General features: G+C 64.3%; 16 protein-coding genes and 1 pseudogene. 7 read left to right on the forward strand and 10 right to left on the reverse strand.

Annotated elements, in window-relative coordinates:
- A pseudogene (locus H928_RS25735) lies at nt 1-1,301 on the reverse strand (hypothetical protein); the annotation flags it as partial.
- Nucleotides 1,302-1,711: 410 nt separating this feature from the next.
- On the opposite strand from H928_RS25735, the gene htpG reads away from it, so the two are divergent.
- The 4 genes from htpG to H928_RS25740 all read left to right on the forward strand — a co-directional run bounded on the left by htpG (nt 1,712) and on the right by H928_RS25740 (nt 10,395).
- Nucleotides 1,712-3,661, forward strand: a complete 1,950-nt coding sequence (gene htpG / locus H928_RS0101735) for a molecular chaperone HtpG (protein ID WP_021024938.1) — start codon at nt 1,712-1,714, stop codon at nt 3,659-3,661.
- 1,013 nt (nt 3,662-4,674) lie between these two features.
- Entirely contained in the window at nt 4,675-8,838 is a 4,164-nt protein-coding gene (locus H928_RS0101740; RefSeq protein WP_021024939.1) for a DUF11 domain-containing protein, read from the forward strand.
- A gap of 180 nt (nt 8,839-9,018) precedes the next feature.
- Nucleotides 9,019-9,570 carry an exosortase H gene (gene xrtH, locus H928_RS0101745; protein ID WP_021024940.1) on the forward strand — a complete coding sequence of 184 codons (552 nt, stop codon included), beginning with the start codon at nt 9,019-9,021 and terminating at the stop codon, nt 9,568-9,570.
- A 96-nt stretch (nt 9,571-9,666) separates the two neighbouring features.
- Nucleotides 9,667-10,395 (forward strand): exosortase H-associated membrane protein, encoded by a 729-nt coding sequence (locus H928_RS25740; protein WP_021024941.1) that lies wholly within the window; start codon nt 9,667-9,669, stop codon nt 10,393-10,395.
- Between the two features lie 2 nt (nt 10,396-10,397).
- On the opposite strand, the gene H928_RS0101755 is transcribed toward H928_RS25740, so the two are convergent.
- A complete protein-coding gene (locus H928_RS0101755) occupies nt 10,398-11,609 on the reverse strand; it encodes an MFS transporter (RefSeq protein WP_021024942.1) in 1,212 nt (403 codons plus the stop codon).
- 214 nt (nt 11,610-11,823) lie between these two features.
- Here H928_RS0101755 and H928_RS0101760 point away from each other — a divergent pair, with 214 nt between their 5' ends.
- Nucleotides 11,824-12,309 carry a hypothetical protein gene (locus H928_RS0101760; RefSeq protein WP_021024943.1) on the forward strand — a complete coding sequence of 162 codons (486 nt, stop codon included), beginning with the start codon at nt 11,824-11,826 and terminating at the stop codon, nt 12,307-12,309.
- 167 nt (nt 12,310-12,476) lie between these two features.
- On the opposite strand, the gene H928_RS0101765 is transcribed toward H928_RS0101760, so the two are convergent.
- The 6 genes from H928_RS0101765 to H928_RS0101790 all read right to left on the reverse strand — a co-directional run bounded on the left by H928_RS0101765 (nt 12,477) and on the right by H928_RS0101790 (nt 16,881).
- Complete coding sequence (locus H928_RS0101765) at nt 12,477-13,529, reverse strand: serine/threonine protein kinase (RefSeq protein ID WP_021024944.1); 1,053 nt, start codon at nt 13,527-13,529, stop codon at nt 12,477-12,479.
- Between the two features lie 118 nt (nt 13,530-13,647).
- Nucleotides 13,648-14,067 carry an organic hydroperoxide resistance protein gene (locus tag H928_RS0101770; protein WP_027010425.1) on the reverse strand — a complete coding sequence of 140 codons (420 nt, stop codon included), beginning with the start codon at nt 14,065-14,067 and terminating at the stop codon, nt 13,648-13,650.
- Between the two features lie 42 nt (nt 14,068-14,109).
- Entirely contained in the window at nt 14,110-14,580 is a 471-nt protein-coding gene (locus tag H928_RS0101775; protein ID WP_021024946.1) for a MarR family winged helix-turn-helix transcriptional regulator, read from the reverse strand.
- Nucleotides 14,581-14,737: 157 nt separating this feature from the next.
- Nucleotides 14,738-15,541: an HpcH/HpaI aldolase/citrate lyase family protein gene (locus tag H928_RS0101780; RefSeq protein ID WP_021024947.1), complete on the reverse strand. Its 804-nt coding sequence runs from the start codon at nt 15,539-15,541 to the stop codon at nt 14,738-14,740.
- A 33-nt stretch (nt 15,542-15,574) separates the two neighbouring features.
- Nucleotides 15,575-15,949, reverse strand: a complete 375-nt coding sequence (locus tag H928_RS0101785) for a hypothetical protein (RefSeq protein WP_021024948.1) — start codon at nt 15,947-15,949, stop codon at nt 15,575-15,577.
- Nucleotides 15,950-15,984: 35 nt separating this feature from the next.
- Nucleotides 15,985-16,881 carry a 3-hydroxybutyryl-CoA dehydrogenase gene (locus tag H928_RS0101790; protein WP_148293008.1) on the reverse strand — a complete coding sequence of 299 codons (897 nt, stop codon included), beginning with the start codon at nt 16,879-16,881 and terminating at the stop codon, nt 15,985-15,987.
- A gap of 155 nt (nt 16,882-17,036) precedes the next feature.
- Here H928_RS0101790 and purT point away from each other — a divergent pair, with 155 nt between their 5' ends.
- On the forward strand, nt 17,037-18,266 hold the full coding sequence (purT, locus tag H928_RS0101795; protein WP_021024950.1) for a formate-dependent phosphoribosylglycinamide formyltransferase: 1,230 nt from the start codon (nt 17,037-17,039) through the stop codon (nt 18,264-18,266).
- A 116-nt stretch (nt 18,267-18,382) separates the two neighbouring features.
- On the opposite strand, the gene H928_RS0101800 is transcribed toward purT, so the two are convergent.
- Both H928_RS0101800 and H928_RS0101805 read right to left on the reverse strand, forming a co-directional pair.
- Complete coding sequence (locus H928_RS0101800) at nt 18,383-20,089, reverse strand: tannase/feruloyl esterase family alpha/beta hydrolase (RefSeq protein ID WP_021024951.1); 1,707 nt, start codon at nt 20,087-20,089, stop codon at nt 18,383-18,385.
- A gap of 188 nt (nt 20,090-20,277) precedes the next feature.
- Nucleotides 20,278-21,762 carry an AMP nucleosidase gene (locus H928_RS0101805; RefSeq protein ID WP_021024952.1) on the reverse strand — a complete coding sequence of 495 codons (1,485 nt, stop codon included), beginning with the start codon at nt 21,760-21,762 and terminating at the stop codon, nt 20,278-20,280.
- A gap of 155 nt (nt 21,763-21,917) precedes the next feature.
- On the opposite strand from H928_RS0101805, the gene dbpA reads away from it, so the two are divergent.
- Complete coding sequence (gene dbpA, locus H928_RS0101810; RefSeq protein ID WP_021024953.1) at nt 21,918-23,327, forward strand: ATP-dependent RNA helicase DbpA; 1,410 nt, start codon at nt 21,918-21,920, stop codon at nt 23,325-23,327.
- Nucleotides 23,328-23,343 lie beyond the last annotated feature (16 nt).

The raw sequence follows: 23,343 nt of genomic DNA on the forward strand, positions 1-23,343 counted from the left end.
TAGAGGCTGCGCATCTTGCCATCGAGGCCAGCACCCTGGCCGTCGCCCGCATAGCGGGTCTGGTACAGGTTGAGGTTGCCGCCCAGCGTGGTGCGGCGGTCCAGCTGGTAGTGCAGATTTCCGCTCAGCCCCACGCGGGTCTGGCCTTGCTGGGCCGGCCAACTGCTGGCGCGCATGCGCTCCACATATACCCCCGTGCCCCAGCTCATGCGGCTGGTGCTGTGGTCCATGCGCCAGTAAGCGCCTTGCGTGCTCGAGGGCAGCAGGTAGTCACCAAAATGCAGATTGGGGCGGGTGACATAGGCACCCCAGGTATGGCGGTAGCGGCCCAGCTTGGTGTCTGCCTCCAGGTACAGGCCTTGTGCGCTGCCAGAAGGGGTTTGTGCCGAATCGCTGCTTGTGCTGCTGCCCAGCGCGGTCAGTCGGCCGCGCAATGCGCCGTCCTGCTGCGTGGGCGATCCATAGCCCAGTGCTGCAGCCCAGCTGCTGACCCGCTTGCTGCCACTGTCCTGGTCGCTCCAGAGGCCATAGTCCACCGCTGCAACGTTATTGGCCTGGTTCAGTTGGCCGGCGGCATACCAGGCGCCACCCAGGCGCTGGGTGGCGCCTACCCAGGCGACTGTGCCCTGGCTCTTCTCGAAGCCGGGATAGGGGCCGCCCAGCAAATCGCCCCGCTGGCCCATGCCGGCGCTGATGTCAAAGTCCACGCCATAGATGCGGGTGGACAGGCCCCGCACGGTGCTGGTGCCCAGCATCAGGCGGTAGTTCTGGCCCAGGCCCCGGGTCAGCTCGCTGTAGCCGTCGCCGATGGTGGTATCCATGCGGATGCCCGGTGTCACGGGCATAGCCAGGTTCTGCACGGTGATGCGCTGGCTGCTGGATTGGCGGGCATAGCCCAGGGCGCCAATGCCATTGAAGGCGTCTTGGCCGCCATGCATGCTGCGCACATCGGCCTGCAGCAGCCACTCGCCATAGTTCAGGGTTTGCTGGCGGTACTGGATGCGCTGGCCCAGCTCGGTGCCGCTTTGGCTGCCCAACGGGCCGTTGTCGGAACGGGCGATGCCCAGGCGGCTCTCCAGCACCCCGCTCCGCAGCCCCAGCGGCAAGGTGCTGGGGGCGACTTCTTCGGCTTCACCGGCCCGCAGGGCCGTCCGTTCATCGGCGCTCATGAAGTTGTCCTCGTAGGCGGCGGGCGCCGCCTCGATGGTGGCGCGCAGCCGGGCCTGCTCTGCCTGGGCAGCGCTCAGTGACTCCACCTGGGCACTGACTGCCTGATCGTTCTGTGCTTGGGCTAGGGACACATGCCCACCAAGCACCAGCACCCACATCCCCCAAGCGGCAAGCCCTGTAAACGCCTGGAAGAAACCAGTGCCGCTGTACAAGGGATGCCGCTCAACAACATTCATTTGTAATTAAAAGTTAACTAACGTTGAGTTTATTTTGCGCGGATGCCACCAATCAAATGTCAAAATTTGATACACAACGTTAAGTGTGTCAGGGGAGATAACATTGAAGTGGGATGGCGCGTAGAAAGAAAATGAAAAATCTCCTCTACGGGTGATCATGATCATTTATCAGCGATCTATGTCATAAATCTTTGCTTGATATAGATTGTTTGGATAAGCAATTCCTAAAATGACGGTATACCTTGAAGCGGCGCGGTCTGCACCCATATAGACCCTTGATCTGTGTTGATGAAGACTGAGCTCCCATGACCAAAAAAACCCATTCCTTCCAGGCCGAAGTGGCCCAACTGCTTCACCTGGTGACGCATTCGCTGTATTCGAACCAAAAGATCTTCTTGCGCGAGCTGATCTCCAATGCGTCGGATGCATGCGACAAACTGCGCTTTGAAGCAATCAATGACAGTGGTTTGTACGGCGACCAGCCTGAGCTGGAAGTGCGCGTGTCCTTCGACGACAAGGCCAAGACCTTGACCATCACCGACACCGGCATCGGCATGACCACGCAAGAGGCCATCGACAACCTGGGCACGATTGCCAAGAGCGGCACCAAGGCCTTCATGGACAAGCTCAGTGGCGACCAGAAGGCCGATTCGCAGCTGATCGGCCAGTTCGGCGTGGGCTTTTACTCGGGCTTCATCGTGGCCGACAAGATCACCGTCGAGTCGCGCCGCGCTGGGGCCCAGGCTTCGGAAGGCGTGCGCTGGACCAGCGGCGGCATGGGCGACTTTGAGGTCGAGCAGATCGACCGTGCCCAGCGCGGCACCAGCATCACCCTGCACCTGCGCGAGGACGCGCAGGACTTCTTGAACGGCTACAAGCTCAAGGAAGTGATCGCCAAGTACTCCGACCACATCAGCCTGCCCATCCTGATGGAAAAGGAAGAGTGGAAAGAGGGCGAGAACGACCAGCCCGGCGAGATGGCCAAGACCGGCGAGTGGGAAACCGTGAACAAGGCCAGCGCCTTGTGGACCCGCGCCAAGAAGGACATCACGCCCGAGCAGTACCAGGACTTCTACAAGGCCATCAGCCATGACTACGAAGACCCGCTGACCTGGAGCCACAACCGCGTCGAAGGCAATACCGAGTACACGCAGCTGCTCTACATCCCCGCCAAGGCGCCGTTTGACCTGTACCAGCAGGGCAAGCACGCGGGCATCAAGCTCTACGTCAAGCGCGTCTTCATCATGGACGATGCCCAGGCGCTGATGCCGCAGTACCTGCGCTTTGTCAAAGGCGTGATCGACTCGGCCGACCTGCCGCTGAACGTGAGCCGCGAGCTGCTGCAGGAAAGCCGCGATGTGCGCCTGATCCGCGATGGCTCGGTCAAGCGCGTGCTGTCCATGCTCGAGGACCTGGCCCGCCATGACAAGCCCCAGCCAGCGGCCGAAGGCAGCGACGGCGTGGTGGATGTGGTGAGCGAAGACGACAAGGCCAAGGAGGGCAAGTACAGCCGCTTCTATGGCGAGTTTGGCGCCGTGCTCAAGGAAGGCCTGGGCGAGGACATGGGCAACAAGGAGCGCATCGCCAAGCTGCTGCGCTTTGCATCGACCACGCAGGAAGGCCTGAACACCTCGTTTGCCGACTACAAGGCGCGCATGAAAGAGGGCCAGGACGCCATCTACTACATCACCGCCGACACCTTGGCCGCGGCCAAGAGCAGCCCGCAGCTCGAAGTGTTCAAGAAAAAGGGCATCGAGGTGCTGCTGATGACCGACCGGGTCGACGAGTGGGCGCTGAACTTCCTGCAGGACTTTGATGGCACCTCGCTGCAATCGGTGGCCAAGGGCGCTGTCGATCTGGGCAAGCTGCAAAACGACGAAGAGAAGAAAGCCGCCGAAGAAGCCGCCGAAGCCTTCAAACCGGTGCTGGCCCAGCTCAAGGAAGCCTTGAAGGACCGTGCTGATGACGTGCGCGCCACCAGCCGCCTGGTGGACTCGCCCGCTTGCCTCGTGGTCTCGGACAGCGGCATGAGCCTGCAACTGGCGCGCCTGCTCAAGCAGGCCGGCCAGCCAGCGCCCGAATCCAAGCCGGTGCTGGAGGTCAATCCGGAGCACCCGCTGGTCAAGAAGCTGGACGGCTCTGTGCACTTCCACGACCTCGCCCAGATCCTGTTTGACCAGGCGGTGCTGGCCGAAGGCGGTTTGCCCGACGACCCTGCCGCCTACGTCAAACGAGTGAATGCACTGCTGGCATAAAGCAGCAGTACACCGCATAAAAATCCCCGCCGGTTGAAAAACCGGGCGGGGATTTTTTTATCTGTCGCCTGGCAGTTGCATGGTATGTGCTGCAGATGGATATTTCTCTGATGCCGCAGCGCTGGCCATCTGCTTGGTTTTTTAAAATCCCGATTGATTATTTTCTTTTGTCGCCCAAGGGGAGTACTTACTTTCACCTGTAAATATTTTCCCAATACCCGACAAAATAAAAGTTAAGAATTGTTGACATATGGGGAGGCAGAACTTCTCAGCGGACCATGGGCCGTCTCTGGATTTCTCAACACTGTATCTAATTGTTTTATTCACTCGGCGCCAGCCTGCCGAGAGGACGTCAAAGACGCTGCAGCACGAAGGTGCTGGTCTGCTTTCCAGCCATGGGCAGCAAGTGCCTTTGTCTCGGCGCTGGCCACGCCTTCAAACAGTGCCTGCTTGTCGTATATCTGTTATTTGCTAGGTAAATCAAGTTATTGCGAAGTGATCCCCAGGAGACTGCGGAATGCGCTGCCGCGCCACCGGTGCAGCGCTTGGCGGCCCCTGCCTTCACCCTGCACCGCTTGCCGACGCTGGCGCACAGAGCCCAGCGCATGGCAGCGCCCTCGCGCGGCCATCGGAAATGCTATGGCCGGTGCTGCATCGTTTTGCTGCATCATTTTTATATAGTCAATAAATTTATTAAAAGTTTATTGCATATATAGCTTGAATCCCGGTGCTACATTCGCAGCCCTTGTTGTCAGGTACAGCAGGCCTCTAAGGTTTCGTGACTACCGCTGGGCTTTATCTCTGTGATGGCCCGGAAAATATTTGGTATGTAGCGAAAACCTTTTATTTCACTGAACACGCAAGCCGTTATCTCTGTTTTTTCAGGAGAGGGCGGAGCTTTGCCTTTTTTAAGCAGGACGTTGAAAGTGTTACTCCCGTATCGATCGCCGCCGCTACGCAGCCCCTTGCGATGCAGCGTTGCCCTTGCCTTGGTCTCTGGTCTGCTTCCGGCGGTGGCCGCTGCGCAGTCGACCCGCTACGACATCTTTGTGAACCATGACGCCTTTGTTGCCCAGACCGGGGCCGTGGCGGAGAGCGGATCGGTCGACGGCCCGGTGGGCGCCGACTTTGTCTACCGCGCCAAGGTCAAGCTCAATGGCGGCAGCGGCGAGGTCGCCAATGTGTCGCTGCTGCAGCAGCTGCCTGCGGGCGCCATTTTTCAGGAAATCGTCGCGCCCGCCGGGGTGCAGTGTGCCCAGCCGCTGCCCAAGGCCGGCGACACCATCGAGGCAGGCGCTGCGCTGACATGCAATCTTGCGTTGGTGACGGCGACCGATTTTGTCGCGGTGGACTTCCGCGTCAAGCTGCCCAGCGCAGGGACGGACTGGACGGCGCAGGCGTCTGCCTCCAGCCCCGACAACGCGGATCCGGATGCGGGCGAGGCGGCCCCCAACCACAGCCGCATCGAGCGCACGATCACTACCTATGAGCGCGCTGATCTGGCCGTGCAGATCCTTGCGCCAGTGAATGGCGCAAGCCATACCCAGGGCGACAAGGTCGACTACCAGCTGCAGGTGCGCAATGCCGACTCGCCCTATGCCTTTGCGCTCAAGGCGGGTGAAAAGGCCCAGCTGCGTTTTCCACAGCCCGAGGGCACCGAGTTCCAGGGCAGCCCAGGCGGCGATGGCTGGGTGTGCAAGCTGGCCGAAGACACGAGTGCCAACCAGCCCGTGCCGGTATGGAGCTGCAGCTACACCGTGCCTGATGGCCAGTCCGTTGGCCGTGGCCAGGACTTGCCGCTGCTGAGCGTGCCCTTGCTGGTCAAGACCAGCGGCGGCCAGGTGGCCAGCGCGGTGTCGGTGTCGGGCGAGACCGCCACCGGTCAGCTGTTTCTGGATGCCGACCCTGACAACAACACCGATGATGTGCAGATCCAGGTCCAGCCCAATGTGAACCTGGACATGGCGCTCACCAAGGTCGTCAATCCCAAGGTGCTGGACAAGCAGGCCAGCGCGCCTGTGCCGGTCACTTATACGCTCAGCGCCAAGCGGGTCGCCGGTGAATTGGTGCCGCAGGACATTGTCGTCACCGACACCCTGCCGGCTGGTGTCAGCTTTGCGTCTGCTGCTGGAGTGGACTGGATCTGCAGCAACAACGCGCAAGTGGTCCGCTGCCAGTACAGCGGTGCCTTTACCCCGAACCTGCCGCAGATCACGGTCAAGGCCTTGGTGGATGTGTCTTCGGTGGCGGCAGAGAGCGTCATCAACAACTCGGCCGAGGTCTCGGCCAGCAATGAGCCGCCCGCCAATGTGGGCGCCAACAACCAGGCGCAGGCGAGCGTGCTGGTCAGCAACAAGGTCAATCTGGCGCTGAGCAAAAGCACGACGGCGTCGGTGATTGCCTCCGGCCAGGAGTACCAGTACGCGATCAAGATCAAGAACAATGGGCCGCTGGATGTGCTGCCCGGCCAGACCATGACGGTGACCGACCAGCTCGACGGCCAACTGCAGTTTCTGGGTGTGGCCGCCGGGTCGCCCTGGGTCTGCAGCCCCGCAAGCGGCACGGCCACTGACCTGGGGAAATTGCTGACCTGCACCTTCAGCGGCGGCATTGCCGCTGGTAGCAGCTCGGAGCTCTTGCTCAATGTGGTGGCCCACATCGATGCGGCAAACGGCCAGTTTGCCTCCATCGCCAACGGCGCTGCACTGGTGGGTATGCAGGGACGTGACGGTGCGCCGCTGGGCCAGATCGTGAGCAGCAACAAAGTCAACATATCCGAGCGCCAGGCCGACCTGTCGATCAGCAAGTCTGCGGTGATCACAGATGGCGCGAAGGCCTCGGGTGCCGAGGTGGTCTACACCCTGCGCGTGAAAAACGATGTGCCTGAGAATGGGCGCAATCTAGACCTGCAGGCTGCGCAAACCGTCACGGTGACCGATGTCATCGGCAACCTGCTGACCGACGCCAGCGCAGGCGTACTGGGTGTGAAAGCCTATGACAACAGCCGCTATCTGACGGCCGAGGTGCAAATGCCTGAGGTGCCGCAGGCCCAGATGCTGGGTTTGAAGGCGGGCAGCACTGCCGCCTCCGATGGCTGCAGCATTTCGGGTGACAACCACCAGAAGTCTGCGACCGTCAGCTGCACCCTGCGCAACCTGCCTGCCGACCCGGATGTTGCGTATCTGGTCGTCATCAAGGCGCGCCAGTATGTGGACCCCCAGGACGATGCCACGCAGACCAACACCATCGTCAATGTGGCCGATGTGAGCTCGCCCGACACGGCGGAGTTCAACACCGCCAACAACCGTGCGCAGGCCTCGGTTGTGCTCGAAGCACTGACCGATCTGACCGTGACCAAGCAGGCCGCACCCGAGAGCGCTGCCGCTGGCCAGGCGATCACCTACACCTTGACAGCCAAGAACAGCGGCCCCTCGCAGGCGCGCCAGGTCCGCGTGACCGATCGCCTGCCGCTGAGCACCATCTTGGTGGGCTCTGCGCCCAGCATCAGCGGTGGCAGCTGCAGCTTGAGCGGCGGCGCCAGGTTTGCCGCTGGCCTGGAGATCACCGAAGCCAACCGCACGATGACCTGCGTCTGGACCGATGCGCTCGCCGAGAACGCGCAAAAGACCGTCAGCTACCAGCTGCGCTCGCCTGCCAAGGACTACCCGCCTCAGCTGGACAACAGCGTCGTCGTGGCCTCGGTCACGCCGGAGACGGACCTGGGCAACAACAGCGCCAACGAAACCGTGCCGCTGGGCAAGCCCCAGGTCGATGTGCTGGTGAACATGCGCCACACCAACGACGGCATCCCGCTGGACACCGGCAAGACCCAGTACACGATCACGGTGACCAACAGCGGTGCATCGCAGTCCTATGCGACGGGGGTGCAGATGGTGGACCAGTTCCCGGCAGCGGGATCGACGGCCGACTTCCGCTTTGTCTCGCTCGACAGCGTGCAGCTGGCCAATGGGGATAGCCGCATGGGTCTGGACAGCTGCACCGTGCCGGCCGCTGGCGCGCTGGCGGGCAGCCTGGTCTGTGATTTCCCCTGGTTGGCGCCCAATGAATCGGTGGCGATCAAGTTCACGATGGAGCCCGCTGCACTGCTCGATGGCCGTGCCGTAGGGACCGTCAACCACAGCGCAACCGTGAAGGCCGATGTGGAAGTGCTCGACGGCATGGATGTCAGCAAGAATAACCAGACCACGGACCGCACCTCCACCTATGACCCGGCGCAAATCTCGCCCGATGAGCTGGACAAGCTGCGCTATGTGGACCTGTCGCTGACCAAGACCAGCTCGGCCACCAGCGCCGTCGATGTGGGCGATCTGATCGCCTACACCTTGACGGTGAAGAACGAGGAAGACCCGGCAGCCAGCCCGCGCAATGACCTGGTGAACGGCCAGGCGGTCGTCAGCGATGTGCTGCCCGAAGGCCTGGCGCTGGAAGGCGCGGCCCCTGCCGGCTGCAGCTATGACGAGGCCACGCGCGCCTTGCGCTGCGAGATCACCACGCTCCATGCCGGTGAGCAAGTGGCTTTCCCCTTCAGCGCCAAGCTGCTGTCGCGTACCGACGGGCAGACCCTGGTGGTCAACAGCGCCCGCCTGACGAGCCCCGGCGATACCGACGAGACCAACAACGACAGCCACACCGAGACGCCGCTGGCGCTGGTGGACCTGGCGTTGACCAAATCGGTGGACAAAGCCCAGGCCGCCGCAGGCGATGCGCTGACCTACACCTTGACCGTTGTGAACAACGGCCCGGCCGATAGCCGCGAAGCCAGCGTGACCGATGTCTTGCCCGAAGGCCTGGTCTTTGTGCAAGCCTCGCCGGCCTGCCGTTTTGACGCAGGCAGCCGCACGCTGGACTGTGCGCTGGAGCCGCTGGCCGTGGGTGCGTCTGTGAGCTTGACGGTGGAGACCACCGTGGATGCCGCGCTGCAAGGCCCGGCCAGCCTGGTCAATACCGCCGTGGTGGACCTGCCCGGCGATAGCGATCCGAGCAACAACGAAAGCTCGGCGACCACGACCATTGCTGGCAAGGACAATGGCGGCGGCGAAGGCCGGCCCGGTGACCAGACGGCGGTGCCGGTGCCTGCCTTGGCCCCTGGCGCACTGCTGCTGATGGCGCTGGCCATGGCTGGCCTGGCCGCACTGCGACTGGGACGCCGCAGCTGATAAGGCTATGCCATAGGATTTGCCTCCAGCACCCCAGCCGTGCATAGCCATGCGCGGCTTTTTTGCGCGTGGGGGATTTGCCGCAGGAACACCAGTTGTTGACAGAGGCATTTCCCCCGGCCAGAACTTTAACGGCTATATTTGCTCCTACGTCCACTTCGACGACAGCAGGCACGTACCATGGTTCGCTTCTTTTTTGTATTTCTGGGGCTGCAGCTCACTTTGTTTGGTCTCAATATGCTCAGCTGGGTGCAAAAGCACCTGGTCGAGCCCTGGACGGCAATGTTGGCGCAGATCTGCGCCTTTTTGGTGACCTGGTTTGACAAGTCTGCCGTGGCCGAAGGCAAGGTGCTGTGGAACCATGCCACCAATTTTGGCGTGTCGATCGAGGCCGGCTGCAATGGCATCGAGGCCTGCATTGTGTTGTTTGCCGCCATCATGGCTTTTCCGTCGAGCTGGCGCCACAAGCTCATCGGCCTGGTGCTGGGCTTTATCGCGGTGCAAGCGGTCAATATTGTGCGCGTGATCAGCCTGTTCTACCTGGGCCAGTGGAACATGACGGCCTTCAACTTTGCCCACGAGTACCTGTGGCAGGCGCTGATCATGCTGGACGTGCTGGTCGTCTGGCTCGTCTGGGTGCGTTCCGGCCAGCGCGCCAAGCGGGCCGAGGATGGCTCGGACCAACCGCCTCCCTCGGGCTCGGGGGCCGAGCCCACGCTGGCAGCCGCCTGATTTGAACCGGCCAGCAGTGCAAGCACTGCTGGCTTTTTTCCATACGCACGAGAAGAAGCACAGAGCCCCCAGGAGGGCGGATACAGAGGAAGAGGGATGAAGCGCTTGAACCCGATACAGCGATTTGCGCTGCTGGCCTTTGCCGGCATCATCGTGCTGACCACCTTGTGGGTGCAGCTGTCGCCGTGGATGAGCTACCCGGTGGCGGTGATCTCCAAGGAAGGCATGCTGGACCTGGCTGCGGGCTGGGTCAAGCAGGTGCATATTGCACCCGGCAAGATCGAGGTCGACACCTCGGTGGGTGTCGCCAATGCCAACACCGGTGGCCGCTGGGCCGAGATCTCGGTCGATGGCGACCCGGGCCGCTATGCCTACGGCTTTCCAATCTTCTTGGCGCTGCTGCTGGCTGCCTGGCGCAAGGGCCGCATCTGGCGCGCGGTGCTGGGCTATGTGATCTTGCTGCCGTTCCAGGCGTTCAGCATCTCGACCAGCCTGCTGATGCAGATGGTGCTGGCCACCAACCTCGACCTGCGCCTGCTCAAGATCTCGCAGACCCAGCTGGACTTGCTCGCCTATGGTTACCAGCTGGGCAGCCTGGTGCTGCCCACCCTGGTGCCGTTTTTGCTGTGGCTGTGGCTGGACCGCCAGTTTGTCAACGAGGTGCTGGTCGAGGCCTGGAAGAAAAACATCCAGCCCAAGCTGGCGCCGCGCCCCACTGTGCTGCGGCCGCCGCCCCCACCGCCGCCTGAGCAGGTGATCCGCCCGGCCGAGAGCGGTCCCGAGATCTCGCACGAGATCAGCATCACCTTGCCACCGCGCAAATAAGGCTAGTGCTTGGCAGCGGGCGCCGGCACTGGGGTGCGCCAGGTGGCCAGCGCCAGCGCGGTGGACAGCAGCGCAAACACTGCACAAAACACCAGCAGCGCGCGCGACAGGCCCACCTGGTCGGACAGCCAGCCAATCCCCAGAATCGGCAAGATCGTGCCCACATAGCCGATGACCAGGTAGGTGGCCAGCAGGCCGGCCCGGTTGTCGGCCCGCGCCACCCGGTTGACCACCGAGATACCGCCCAGGTTGCACAGGCCATGGCCGAGCGCGGCGCTCAGCACGCAGAGCAAGAACACCGCCGGCGAGCTGGCAAACACATTGGCGATCAGCAGCAGATTGCACAGCGCCAGCGCGCCATAGCCGGTGATCAGCACCTTGCGGGTGACAAAGCCCTTGGCGGCATACTGCGAGGCGGCCGACAGCAGCAAGATGAAGCCGATCGACGGCCCGCTGATGGCCGGCCCGTGCCAGGGCAGCATGCTTTGCATAAAGCTGGGCGCGAGCGAGGCGAACAGGCTGAACATGCCAAAGGCACAGAAGGCGCCCATCGACGCCAGGCCGTAGCGGCGCAGCGCCGCGCGTTCGGGGAAGGTGAGGCGCGGCATCAGCTGGCGCAGGCCAAAACTGCTGCTGGCAGGCGCCGGCTGCAGGTGGGCCGGCAGCTGCACCTGGAACAGCGAATAAATCGCCAAGGCGCTCAGCAGCAGGGACGGCAGATAGGCGCTGCGCAGCGGAAAAGGCGCCCATTGCGCGACCAGGCCACCGACAATGGGCCCCAGGCCAAAGCCAAAGGCAATCGTCAAGCTGGTGGTGGCAGCGGCCCGCTGCGTGTCGCCGCTGGTGTTGAGCTGGGTCAGGCCCAGCGAGGCCGAGGTGGTGATCATCCCCGAGGCCAGGCCAATGATGATGCGGCTCAAGCCAAACACCTGCATGTTCCAGGCCAGTGCCGACAGCAGCACGCCAGCGCTCATCAGCATCACCCCCGCGCGCAGCACCTTGAAAAAACCATAGCGGGTGGTGATCGCGCCCAGCAGCATCAGGCTGGTGAGCGCTGCGGCCATATAGAGCACAAACACCTGGGTGATGGCGCTGGGCGGCAGCTGCCACTGGACCTGGTAGAGCGGGTAGAGCGGGCTGGCCAGCGCCGTGCCCATGACGCCGACGCACATCGAGAAGCACACCCAGAAATAGGGCGGCCATTGGTATTTCATGATCAGAACTTGGGGCTGGGCTGCGGTGGCAGCAGCAGGCCAGCGGCGGGTAGCGGCTGGCCCGGAAAGGACGGTGGCCTGGATTGTAGGGAGTCGGGCCCGGCATGTCCCCGCGCTGTCGGGGTGCCCATCGCTGGGCGTAGGACATCGGAATGCAATGTCCTTGCGCCAGAGGCTGGTGTGGCAATCGCTGTTAAAAATAGCCATGATCCGAATGCCTGCCATGCGCTTTTTCCTCTCCCCCCCCTGCCGTGCGGCCGCTGCCGCCTTGTCCGTGGCTGCGCTGTCCGCCTGCTCGCCCTATGTGGGTGTGGGCGTGCCGGTGGGGCCGTTCTCGGTTGGCGTGGGGGTGGGCAGCGGTGGGGTCAGCGCCGGGGTGGGCACGGGCCTGGGCCCTGTCGGTGTCGGCGTGGGGGTCAACCAGCGCGGCGAGGTGACGGGCAATGCCGGTGTCGGGGTCGGCACCTCCGTCGGGGGCGCCCAGGTAGGTGTAGGGGTGGGCACCGGCACGGTGCTGTATGACCCGGCAGCGCCCGCGTCTGCCCCCGCTGCTGCACCGAACCATGCCCAGGCCGCACAGCCCGGCGTGGTCGTGCCTGGCGTGGTCAACCCACCCAGGGGTGAGCATGACGCCCAGCTGCAGTGGCGCGGTGCTGATGGGCAACTGCTGCCCGACTGCCGCTTGAACAACCGCTGTTAGAGCCGCGAACACAACCCTTGATACGTCGTTGCCTCGCCGGCCGCGCCAAGCCTTGTCGTACTACTGTACTGCCTGCGGCTTGACGCCTAGTTGGGGACGCCTAGTCTCAATCGCAAACCTTTGGTTTGCTGGGCCATGTTAGCGGCTCTTTAAAAAACGGGTGGCGCTTAAACGTACAGCGGCGGCTCATCCATCGCGATGAGCTGCGCCTGCAGCATCTGGGTTTGCTCCTGCCAGTAGGCCTCGCTGCCAAACCAGGGGAAGTGGATCGGAAAGATCGGGTCGTCAAAACGCCGCGCCAGCCAGGCGCTGTAGTGGATCAGGCGCAGTGTGCGCAGCGGCTCGATCAGTGCCAGCTCGCGCCGGTCAAAGGGGCGGAACTGTTCATAGCCTTCGACCAGCGTCGACAGCTGCGCGCTTTGCTGCTGGCGGTCGCCCGACAGCAGCATCCACAGGTCCTGCACGGCCGGGCCGCTGCGCGTGTCATCGAGGTCGACAAAATGCGGGCCGCCGCCCTGGTGCTCGGGCGGCACCCACAGCACATTGCCCGGGTGGCAGTCGCCATGCAGGCGCAGGCTGCGGTAGCTGCCTGCGGCAAAGTGGCCGCTGCCGTTGCCCGGGTCGATGATCTCGCAGATCTTGTCGGTGGCGCGGCGGCAGGCATCGCTCCAGGCGCTGCGCTGGCCGGGCGGGATGGAGCCATGGGCCATCAGCCAGTCATGGGGCTCGCGGGCAAAGTCCTGGGCGTTGATGCTGGGGCGGTGCACAAAGGGCCGGGCCTCACCCACGGTGTGGATGCGGGCCAGAAAGCGCCCCACCCATTCGAGCACCTCCCAGTCGTCCAGATCGGGCTGGCGCCCGCCCCGCCAGGGCGATACGGAAAAGCGAAAGCCGCCATGCTGCAGCAGGCTGTGGCCGCCCAGCTGCAGGGGCGCGACCACCGGCACTTCGGCGTCGGCTAGCTGCTGGGAGAACTGGTGCTCCTCGGCAATGGCCGCATCGCTCCAGCGGCCCGGGCGGTAGAACTTGCAGACCACCTTGCTGCCGTCTTCCAGCCAGACCTGGTAGACCCGGTTTTCATAGGAAGACAGCGGGTTCAGGCGGCCATCGCCCCACAGGCCCACCGACGCCAGTGCGTCAAGCACCACATCGGGGGTCAGCGCGGCATAGGCATGTTCCTGCGCGGGGCTGCTGGGCGGGTAGTCATCGGTATCGTGCATACCGCCATTGTGCGCCCTTCTTGTGACGGCCATCCTGACCACAGGGACGCAAAAAAAGCCGGGCATGCAAGGCATGCACCGGCTGTACTGGAGGGTGTCAATCGTTGAACTGCGCGACTTAGACCACCACGGTCAGGGTCTTGTCGATATTGCCGCGCGTGGCGTTCGAGTAAGGGCAGACCAGGTCGGCGTCATGCACCAGCTTTTCGGCCACAGCCTTGTCCATGCCGGGCAGGTTCACCGTCAGGCGGGCGGCGATGCCGTAGGCATTGGGGATGGGGCCCAGGTCCACTTCGGCGTCGATCGACAGGCCATCGGGCAGGGCGAGCTTTTGCTTGCCGGCCACGGCCTTCATCGCGCCGATAAAGCAGGCGGAGTAGCCGGCGGCAAACAGCTGCTCGGGGTTGGTGCCCTGGCCGCTGGTGCCGGGCGAGGACAGCTGCACATCCAGGCGGCCATCATTGGTGCGCGATGCGCCGTCGCGGCCGCCGGTGGTGTGTGCGTGGGCGGTGTACAGAACTTTTTCGAGAGTAGCCATGGTGAACTCCTGGTCAAGGGTGGAACGAAAAAACATGCTTCATCAAGAAGCGGCGGGCAGCGGCGCGGCCAGTCGGCTGCGCAGCTGTTGGATCTGTTGTGTCAATGCCTGCAGCTCCTGCACCGTGCATTGGCTGTGCGCGAGCACACAGGCGGGGATGGCCGCGGCTTGCTCGCGCAGCTGGCGGCCGGCCTCCGTCAGATACACGCGCACACGGCGCTCATCGTCGCTGTCACGCTGGCGCTGCAGCCAACCTGCGGTCTGCATGCGCTTGAGCAGCGGCGTCAAAGTACCCGAATCCAGGTACAGACGCTCGCCCAGCTCGGAGACCATGCAGCCATCGCCCTCCCACAGTACCAAGAGCACCAGGTACTGCGGGTAGGTCAAACCCAATGGTTCGAGCAAGGGCTTGTACAGCTTGGTCATCGCCAGCGAGCTGGAGTACAGCGCAAAACACAGCTGCTGGTCGAGCAGCAGCGCGTTGTGGGCAGTGGCAGGGGTGGCGTTGGGCATGGGTTGAATTATCGTGCTCAATTAAATTGCGTGCAACTTAATTGGGGAATCACCTGCCAGGAGCAGGGTGTTTGGCAAGGGCCGGTGCAGGGCCCCTGGATTCGTCTTAGGAAGAGGCAACCCGCGTCTCAGACGGAAGCTGGGTCGCCTAGCGTTCTCAGTAAGCCGTCTGCACCACTTGGCCGCTGCTGTCCTTGAACTTGGCCGCCACCGCATCGGCAGCGGTGCGCAGCAGGATCAGGTCCATCGAGACGGCGACAAACTGCGCGCCCAGCGCCAGGCATTCGCGGGCGCGGGCCTCGTCCACCATCAGGATGCCGGGGGCCTTGCCGGCCGCGCGGATGCGGGTGATGGCGTTGTCAATCGCGGCATTGACGACCGGGTGGCGCGGCTGGCCAGGGTAGCCCATGCTGGCCGACAGATCGGCCGGGCCGATAAAGATGCCATCCACGCCATCGACGGCGGCAATAGCCTCGATCTGGTCCAGCGCCTGCGCGGTTTCCACCTGCACCAGCAGGCACAGCTCCTTGTCGGCATCGTCCACATACTGCATGTCGCGGCCAAAGTTGCTGGCGCGCATCGAGCCGCCCATGCCGCGAATGCCCTGGGGCGCATAGCGCATGGCCTGCACGGCGGCGCGGGCCTCGTCGGCGTTTTGCACAAAGGGGATCAGAATGGTCTGGGCGCCAATGTCCAGGTAGCGCTTGATGAGGACTGGATCGTTCCAGGCCGGGCGCACCACGGCGCTGGTCGGGCGGGGCTGCAGGGCGGCTTCTACCGCCTGGAGCTGCTGCAGCACCTGGGGCACATCGTTGGGCGAATGCTCGGTGTCGAGCATGATCCAGTCATAGCCGCTGCCGGCCAGCAGCTCGGTGATGTAGGGCGAGGGAAAGGCCGACCACAGGCCGATCTGCGCCTGGCCGGCGGCCATGGCTTTTTTGAAGAGGTTGGGTGTTGGCATGCTTGTCTCTGTTGTATGTGATGAGGTGTTTGCTCAGGGCAGAAGGTGGATCTCGTCGTTGCTCAGCCGCGTGCGGCAGCTGCCGGCCAGGGTGTGCCACTCGCTGGCGCCCAGGTCCAGCGCCTGCTGGTCCGCCATGGCCGTCACGCTGCGGCAGATGGGCTTGAAATGCTTGGCCGCCACCGTGTCGCGCCCATAGCGCTGGTAGTAGCGCTTGAGGTGCAGATCGGCGGCCGGCACCCGGGCGGCCACATAGGCCAGGTAGTCGCGGTAGAGCGCATCGACCGGCGCCTCTTCGAGCTGCTGCTTCCAGAGGCGAAAGCCGGCCATGCAGGCCACCAGGGCCAGCACCAGTGCAGTCACCGGCAGGGCCTTTTTCCAGATCGGGGTGCTGCGTGGCGCGGGCATGGGGAGGAATCGCTGGGCAGCGCGGGCGCGCGCGATCAGGCGTAGCTGTAGACGCCCTTGCCGGTCTTGCGGCCCAGTTGGCCGGCGGCGACCATTTCCTTGAGCAGCGGGCAGGGGCGGTATTTGCTGTCGCCAAAGTCTTTCAGGTAGACCTCCATCACGGCCAGGCAGACATCCAGGCCGATCATGTCGGCCAGGGCCAGCGGGCCAATCGGGTGGCTGCAGCCGAGCTTCATGCCGTCATCGATGTCCTGGGCCGACGCAATGCCTTCGGCCAGCACATAGAAGGCCTCGTTGATCATCGGCACCAGAATGCGGTTGACGACAAAGCCGGGCGAGTTCTTCACGCTGATCGGCGACTTGCCCAGGCTCTCGGCCAGCGCCTTGACCGCATCGTGCGTGGCATCGCTGGTTTGCAGGCCACGGATCACCTCGACCAGCGCCATCAGCGGCACGGGGTTGAAGAAGTGCATGCCGATGAACTTGTCCGCGCGCTTGGTGGCGGCTGCCAGCTGGGTGATCGAGATCGACGAGGTGTTCGAGGCCAGCAGCACCGAAGGGTCCAGCAGCGCATCGACCTGCTGCAGGATCTTGAGCTTGAGCTCGTAGTTCTCGGTGGCCGCCTCGATCACCAGCTGGGCCTTTTGCAGGTCTTCATAGCGGGTGCTGCCCTGGATGCGCGCGAGGGCGGCGGCCTTGTCGGCTTCGCTGATCTTTTCCTTCTTGATCAGGCGGTCCAGGCTACTGCCCACCGTTGCCAGGCCCTTTTGCACGGCCGCCTCCGAAATGTCCACCATCACCACATTCAGCCCGGCCACCGCGCAGGTCTGCGCAATGCCGTTGCCCATGGTGCCTGCACCAATTACGCCTACGGTCTGGATCGTCATCTGTCTTCCTTGGGTCCTGTTGCTGGGAGAGGGGCTGGCCTGCATCCGCCCTGCAGTGCCTATCGGCAAGCCCGGTGCCAAGATCATAGCGGCTGGTGTTGCAGTGCGGCACAAACTGGGCGACAGAGCGCGGGGATAGGCGAGGGTTCTAAAATGCCCCCCATCGCTGCGCCGCAGCCCCTTTGTTGACACGACCTGATATGACCACCTTCGGCACCCCGCTCACTAAGAACGCAACCAAAGTCATGCTGCTGGGCAGCGGCGAGCTGGGCAAGGAGGTGCTGATTGCCTTGCAGCGCCTGGGCGTGGAGACGGTGGCGGTGGACCGCTATGACAACGCGCCGGGCCAGCAGGTGGCGCACCATGCCCGCACCATCACGATGAGCGACCCGGCCCAGCTGACGGCGCTGATCGAGGCCGAAAAGCCTGACCTGGTGGTGCCCGAGATCGAGGCCATTGCCACGCCCGCGCTGCAAGCGTTGGAAGCCGCTGGCACCGTGCGCGTGGTGCCGACGGCCCGCGCCACCCGGTTGACGATGGACCGCGAAGGCATTCGCCGCCTGGCCGCCGAGACCCTGGGCCTGCCCACCAGCCCCTACCAGTTCTGCGACAGCCTGGCCGAGCTGCAGGCCGCCATTGATGGCGGCATTGGCTACCCCTGCGTGGTCAAGCCGGTGATGAGCAGCTCGGGCAAGGGCCAGAGCAAGATCGATGGCCCGGCCGATGTGGAAAAAGCCTGGAACTACGCGATGGCAGGCGGCCGGGTACAGGGCGGCCGCATCATCGTCGAAGGCTTTATCGACTTTGACTACGAAATCACCTTGCTGACCGTGCGCGCCAAGAATGCGGCCGGCCAGATCGAGACCCATTTTTGCGAGCCCATCGGCCATGTGCAGGTGCAGGGCGACTATGTGGAGAGCTGGCAGCCCGCGCGCATGGCGCCCGCTGCGCTGACCTTGGCGCAGGACATTGCCCGTGCCATCACCAGCGACCTGGGCACCGGCCTGAACGGCGAGCCCGCCGGCCTGGGCCTGTTTGGCGTGGAACTGTTCGTCAAGGGCGACCAGGTCTGGTTCAGCGAAGTGAGCCCGCGCCCGCATGACACCGGCATGGTGACCATGATCACCCAGTGGCAAAACGAGTTCGAGCTGCATGCCCGCGCCATCCTGGGCCTGCCCGTGGACACCAGCCTCAAGACCGCCGGCGCCAGCGCCGTGATCTACGGCGGTGTCGATGCCCAGGGCATTGTGTTTGACGGCGTCGATGCCGCCCTGCAGATCCCCGGCACCGAGGTGCGCCTGTTTGGCAAGCCCGAGAGCTTTGCGCGCCGCCGCATGGGCGTGGCGCTGGCCCGCGCGGCCGATACCGATGCCGCGCGCGACAACGCCAAAAAGGCGGCAGCGCTGGTCAAGCCCCGCGTGGCGGAGTAAGCGGCTGCTGAGCGAACGCTCAGCACCGCGTTAGATTTATCCGATAAAAAAGCATCTGGCTGCCCTTGAGAAGGGCGTCCAGATGCTTTTGTTTTGCTGGCTTGCTGAGGCCGCTTTTAGTTGGTTTGGCAGCTATAGCTGTCGGCCAGGTTCACATCACCACTGCCCTTGTAGCGCGGCCAGGTTGGGTACTCGCACAGCGGCCGGGTGCGACCCGGCACGCCAGCGGTGTCGCTGACCACCTGGGCGCCAGGGGCGGTGCCGGCGGTCACCCACTGGTCCAGCGCTTTGAGCGAGTCCCAGTTGGCATTGAAGGCGGTGCTGGCTGCATGGCCGTAACCGGGCACTTCGTAGTAGCGGGCAAAGCTCTTGACGGCAGGGGCGCCCATGGTCTGCTCCAGGCGCTGCCAGTACTGCGCGGTGGCGCGGGTGCTGACGAGCACATCGGCCGTGCCATGGGCCATCAGCAGCTTGCCGCCGCGCTTGTTGAAGGCCGACAGGTCGGTGCTGTTAATGTCCTGCAGCTTGGTGAGCTGGTTGATGCGGTCGCTCCAGGCGCCGGGGTTTTGCGGGTCCAGTGACAGCGCGTCAAAGTTGGCATCGCGGGTCACAAAATAGCGCACCCACTGGTCCCAGAACACGGCCCAGTACGGCGCGGTGAGCGGCGCGGGGCTGGCCGGGGCGGTGGTGTTCATCGCCAGCAGGTTGACGGTGGGCTGCAGCGGGCTGCTGCCTTCCTCGCCCAGCTCCGAGCCCCAGACGTTGAAACCCGGGTACTGCGTCTCGCCGCTGCCCAGCGGCGCGCTGAAGCGGATTTCGCTGTTGTAGGTCTTGAGCGCGCTGATCATCGCGTCGGACAGGCAGCCGTCCTGGCTCGCGCCACCGGCGCAGCGCAGCGGCTGGCCATTGAGCGTAGCGGTAGCCGGGTCGAACTGGCTGTTGCAGGCGGCCACATTGCTGACCACGCCGTCCTGCACGCCGTCGAGCGCATCGCACTTCTCCAGCGCCGCCTGGCGCAGCAGCTTGCGCTGGCCCAGGCTGGGGTAGGCACCGGGCTGGGCAAAGGCGCGGCTGATGCGGCCAAACTGCAGATCCAGGCTGGCGGCGTTCCAGGCCGGGTACCAGGCGACCACGCCATCCCAGTCGGATGGCCATTTCTGGGCGACGGCCAGTGCTTCGCGCCCGCCGGTGGAGCCGCCCATGAAGTAGCGCTTGTCCGGCTTTTTGCCGTAAAAGCGCGTCACCAGCACATCGGCCACGTCGCTGACCTTTTTCAGTGCAGCGCCCGAGAAGTTGGCGACCGCTTCGTCATTCGTGCCAAAGCTGCCGTCGCGGCTGCCGGCAGCCCCTGCCTGGTGGCCCGAGTCGCTGCCAAACACCGCATAGCCCTGGTTGAGCAGCGGGTAGGCACCCTGGCTGGCGGGGGCGGCCGGGTAGGTGTAGAGGCTGGGCATCACGCCGTTGTAGCCGCCGCCGCCCACCATCACCACCTTGCCGTTCCACTCCTTGGGCAGCAGCAGGCCCATCTTGATGGCCGGGGCGCCGGGGTCGACCGGGGCGATCGAGATATTGGCCCGTACCGAGGCCGGCGGCTGCGCGCCACTGGCAGCCGTTGGCGTTTCGGTCGAGGTCACCGTGGCTCCGCTGGTGGGCAGGCCGATCTGGCTGGCCGCCACCTGCTGCTTGGCCAGCGCCAGGCTGGCCTCGTCAAAGTTAAAGCTGTGGGAGCCGCCGCTGCCGCAAGCGGACAGCGCAAGGACCGCGCTGGCGACGGCCGTCAGAGGGATAAAGCGCCGCAGGGGTGGGAGGATGGTTGTGGTCACTGTGTCTCCTGGTTGTTTTGGTGCGGGCGCAAAGGCTTCTTTACGGCCCGCCGACCATTGTGGAAGTGACGCCCACAGTTATCCACAGGGTTTGCAGTTAGGTAGTTCCCCATAAGTAAAAAAGCCAGCACGGTCGTGCTGGCATTCGAGTAGGGCCCCCGCTGGCAAGGGCATGCTCGGCGCGCTGCTTACTGGAAAGCCACCTCGGCAAAGCTGCGCAGCTTGCGGCTGTGCAGCCGGTCCACACCGCCTTCGCGCAGGATGTTGACCGCGCGCATGCCGATGCGCAGATGCTGGTCCACCCGCTCGCGGTAGAAGTGGTTGGCCATGCCGGGCAGCTTGATCTCGCCGTGCAGCGGCTTGTCGCTCACGCACAGCAAGGTGCCGTAGGGCACGCGAAAGCGAAAGCCATTGGCCGCAATGGTGGCGCTTTCCATATCGAGCGCCACGGCCCGGCTCTGGCTGAAGCGGCGCTGGGGGGTGTTGTCGGGCAGCAGCTCCCAGTTGCGGTTGTCGGTGCTGGCCACGGTGCCCGTGCGCATGAAGCGCTTGAGGTCGTCCTCGGGCACCTGGGTGACATCGGCCACCGCCTGCTGCAGGGCGACCTGGATCTCGGCCAGCGCCGGGATGGGCACCCACAGCGGCAGCTCTTCGTCGAGCACATGGTCCTCGCGCACATAGGCATGGGCCAGCACATAGTCGCCCAGCTGCTGGCTGTTGCGCAGGCCGGCGCAGTGGCCCAGCATCATCCAGGCATGGGGGCGCAGCACGGCGATATGGTCGGTGATGGTCTTGGCATTGGCCGGGCCCACGCCGATATTGACCATGGTCGTGCCCGACTGGTCGGCGCGCACTAGGTGGTAGGCGGGCATCTGCGGCAGGCGCGGCGGCGGATTGCCCAGCGCGTCCACCGCTTCGGGCGCCAGGCCCTGGCGGCGGGTGACGACATTGCCCGGCTCGATAAAGGCGATGTACTCGCTGTCGGGGTTGGCCATCTCGGCACGGCCCAGGCGGATGAACTCGTCGATATAGAACTGGTAGTTGGTGAACAGCACAAAGTTCTGGAACCACTCGGGCAGGGTGCCGGTGTAGTGGCGCAGGCGCTGGAGCGAGTAGTCCATGCGCGGCGCGGTGAACAGCGACAGCGGATGCGCCTCGCCCGGTTTGGGCTCCCAGGTGCCGTTGGCGATGCCGTCGTCCATCGCATGCAGGTCGGGCAGGTCAAACACATCGCGCATCAGCATGCGGCGCTCGGCGCTCAGCTGGCCTTCGATATGGTCGTTGTCGGCAAACGAGAAATGGATGGGGATGGGCTGGTTGCTGGTGCCCACCTCCAGCTCCACGCCATGGTTCTCGATCAGCAGCCGGAACTGCTCGGCATAGTAGTTGGCAAACAGGTCGGGCCGGGTCAGCGTGGTCTCGTAGTGGCCGGGGCCCTCGACAAAGCCATAGGCGAGCTTGCTGTCGGCCCGGGCCACGGTGCGCGTGTGCAGGCGAACAAAGGGGTAGCAGGCGCGGTAGGGGGCCGCCGGGGTCTCGCCGGCTACAAAGCGCTGCATGGCCTGGCGCAGAAAGCCGATTTGCTCGGCATAGATGGCCTGGACCTGCGCCAGCGCGGAGGAAGCCGTGCGGTGGCTGGTCGGTGCGGTAAAGGCAGGTTTGGTAAAGGTCATGCACCATTGTGCATCTGCTTTGGGGCCCTGGCATGACAAATCAGGGCCCGGTGTTGCTGGCAGTCGGCACCGGTGGCCGGCGGCGCCAAGGCCGGATTCAGGGGTACCCGCAGGGCCGCCAGCGGCTGCCAGGCCGGGCGCGGGATAATTGCGCCATGAATGCACCAAATACCACCGCCAACGCAGCGGACGCCAGCTCTTTCAGCCAACTGCCCCTGGGCCAGACCATGCAGGCCAATCTGCAGCAGCTGGGCTACACGCAGATGACGGCGATCCAGGCGGCCAGCCTGCCCTTTGCGCTGCAAGGCAAGGATGTCATTGCCCAGGCCAGCACCGGCAGCGGCAAGACGGCCGCCTTTGGCCTGGCCCTGCTCGCCCGGCTGAACCCGCGCTGGTTTGCCGTGCAATCGCTGGTGCTCTGCCCCACCCGTGAGCTGGCCGACCAGGTCGCCACCGAAATCCGCCGCCTGGCGCGCGCCGAAGAGAACATCAAGGTCGTCACCGTCTATGGCGGTGTGCCTTCGCGCAACCAGATCGCCAGCCTGGAAAACGGTGCCCACATCATCGTTGGCACCCCGGGCCGGGTGATGGACCTGATGGAGCGCGGCGTGATCGACCTGGCCGCCCTCAACACTCTGGTGCTGGACGAGGCCGACCGTATGCTGGACATGGGCTTTTATGGCGACATCGTCACCGTGGCCAGCCAATGCCCGGCCGAGCGCCAGACCCTGCTGTTCTCGGCCACCTATCCCGAGGGCATTGCCCAGCTGGCCGAGCGCTTTATGCGCGATCCGCAGACCGTCAAGGTCGCCTCGCAGCACAGCGCGCACAAGATCGCGCAGCGCTGGTACGAGGTCAAGGAATCCGAGCGCCTGCATGCCGTATCGCAGCTGCTGGCGCATTTCCGGCCCGAATCGTCCATCGCCTTTTGCAACACCAAGCAGCAGTGCCGCGACCTGGTCGAGGTGCTGCAGGCCCAGGGCGTAAGCGCCTTGGCGCTGTTTGGCGAGCTGGAACAGCGCGAGCGCGACGAGGTGCTGGTGCAGTTTGCCAACCGCAGCTGCAGCGTGCTGGTGGCCACCGATGTGGCCGCGCGCGGCCTCGATATCGCCAACCTCGCCGCCGTCATCAATGTGGACACCACACCCGATGCCGAAGTGCATATCCACCGCATTGGCCGCACCGGCCGGGGCGATGCCGAAGGCCTGGCGCTGAGCCTGGCCAGCATGGACGAGATGGGCTCGGTCGGCAAGATCGAGCTGCTGCAAGGGCGCGAGTCGCAATGGCACCCGCTGAGCGAGCTGACCCCCGCCTCCAACCAACCCATGGTGCCAGCGATGCGCACCATCCAGATCATCGGCGGACGCAAGGAAAAGATCCGTGCCGGCGATGTGCTGGGCGCGATGACGCGCGACTTTGGCTATACCAAGGAGCAGATCGGCAAGATCAATGTGAACGACTTCTCGACCTATGTGGCCGTCAGCCGTGATATCGCCCACCAGGCGGTGGACCGGCTCAACAGCGGCCGGGTCAAGGGCAAGACTGTCAAGGCGCGCCTGCTGTAAGCCAGGCCACACCCCG

Origin of the sequence: Comamonas sp. B-9 (assembly GCF_000410635.1) — a bacterium.
GTDB lineage: Bacteria > Pseudomonadota > Gammaproteobacteria > Burkholderiales > Burkholderiaceae_C > Comamonas.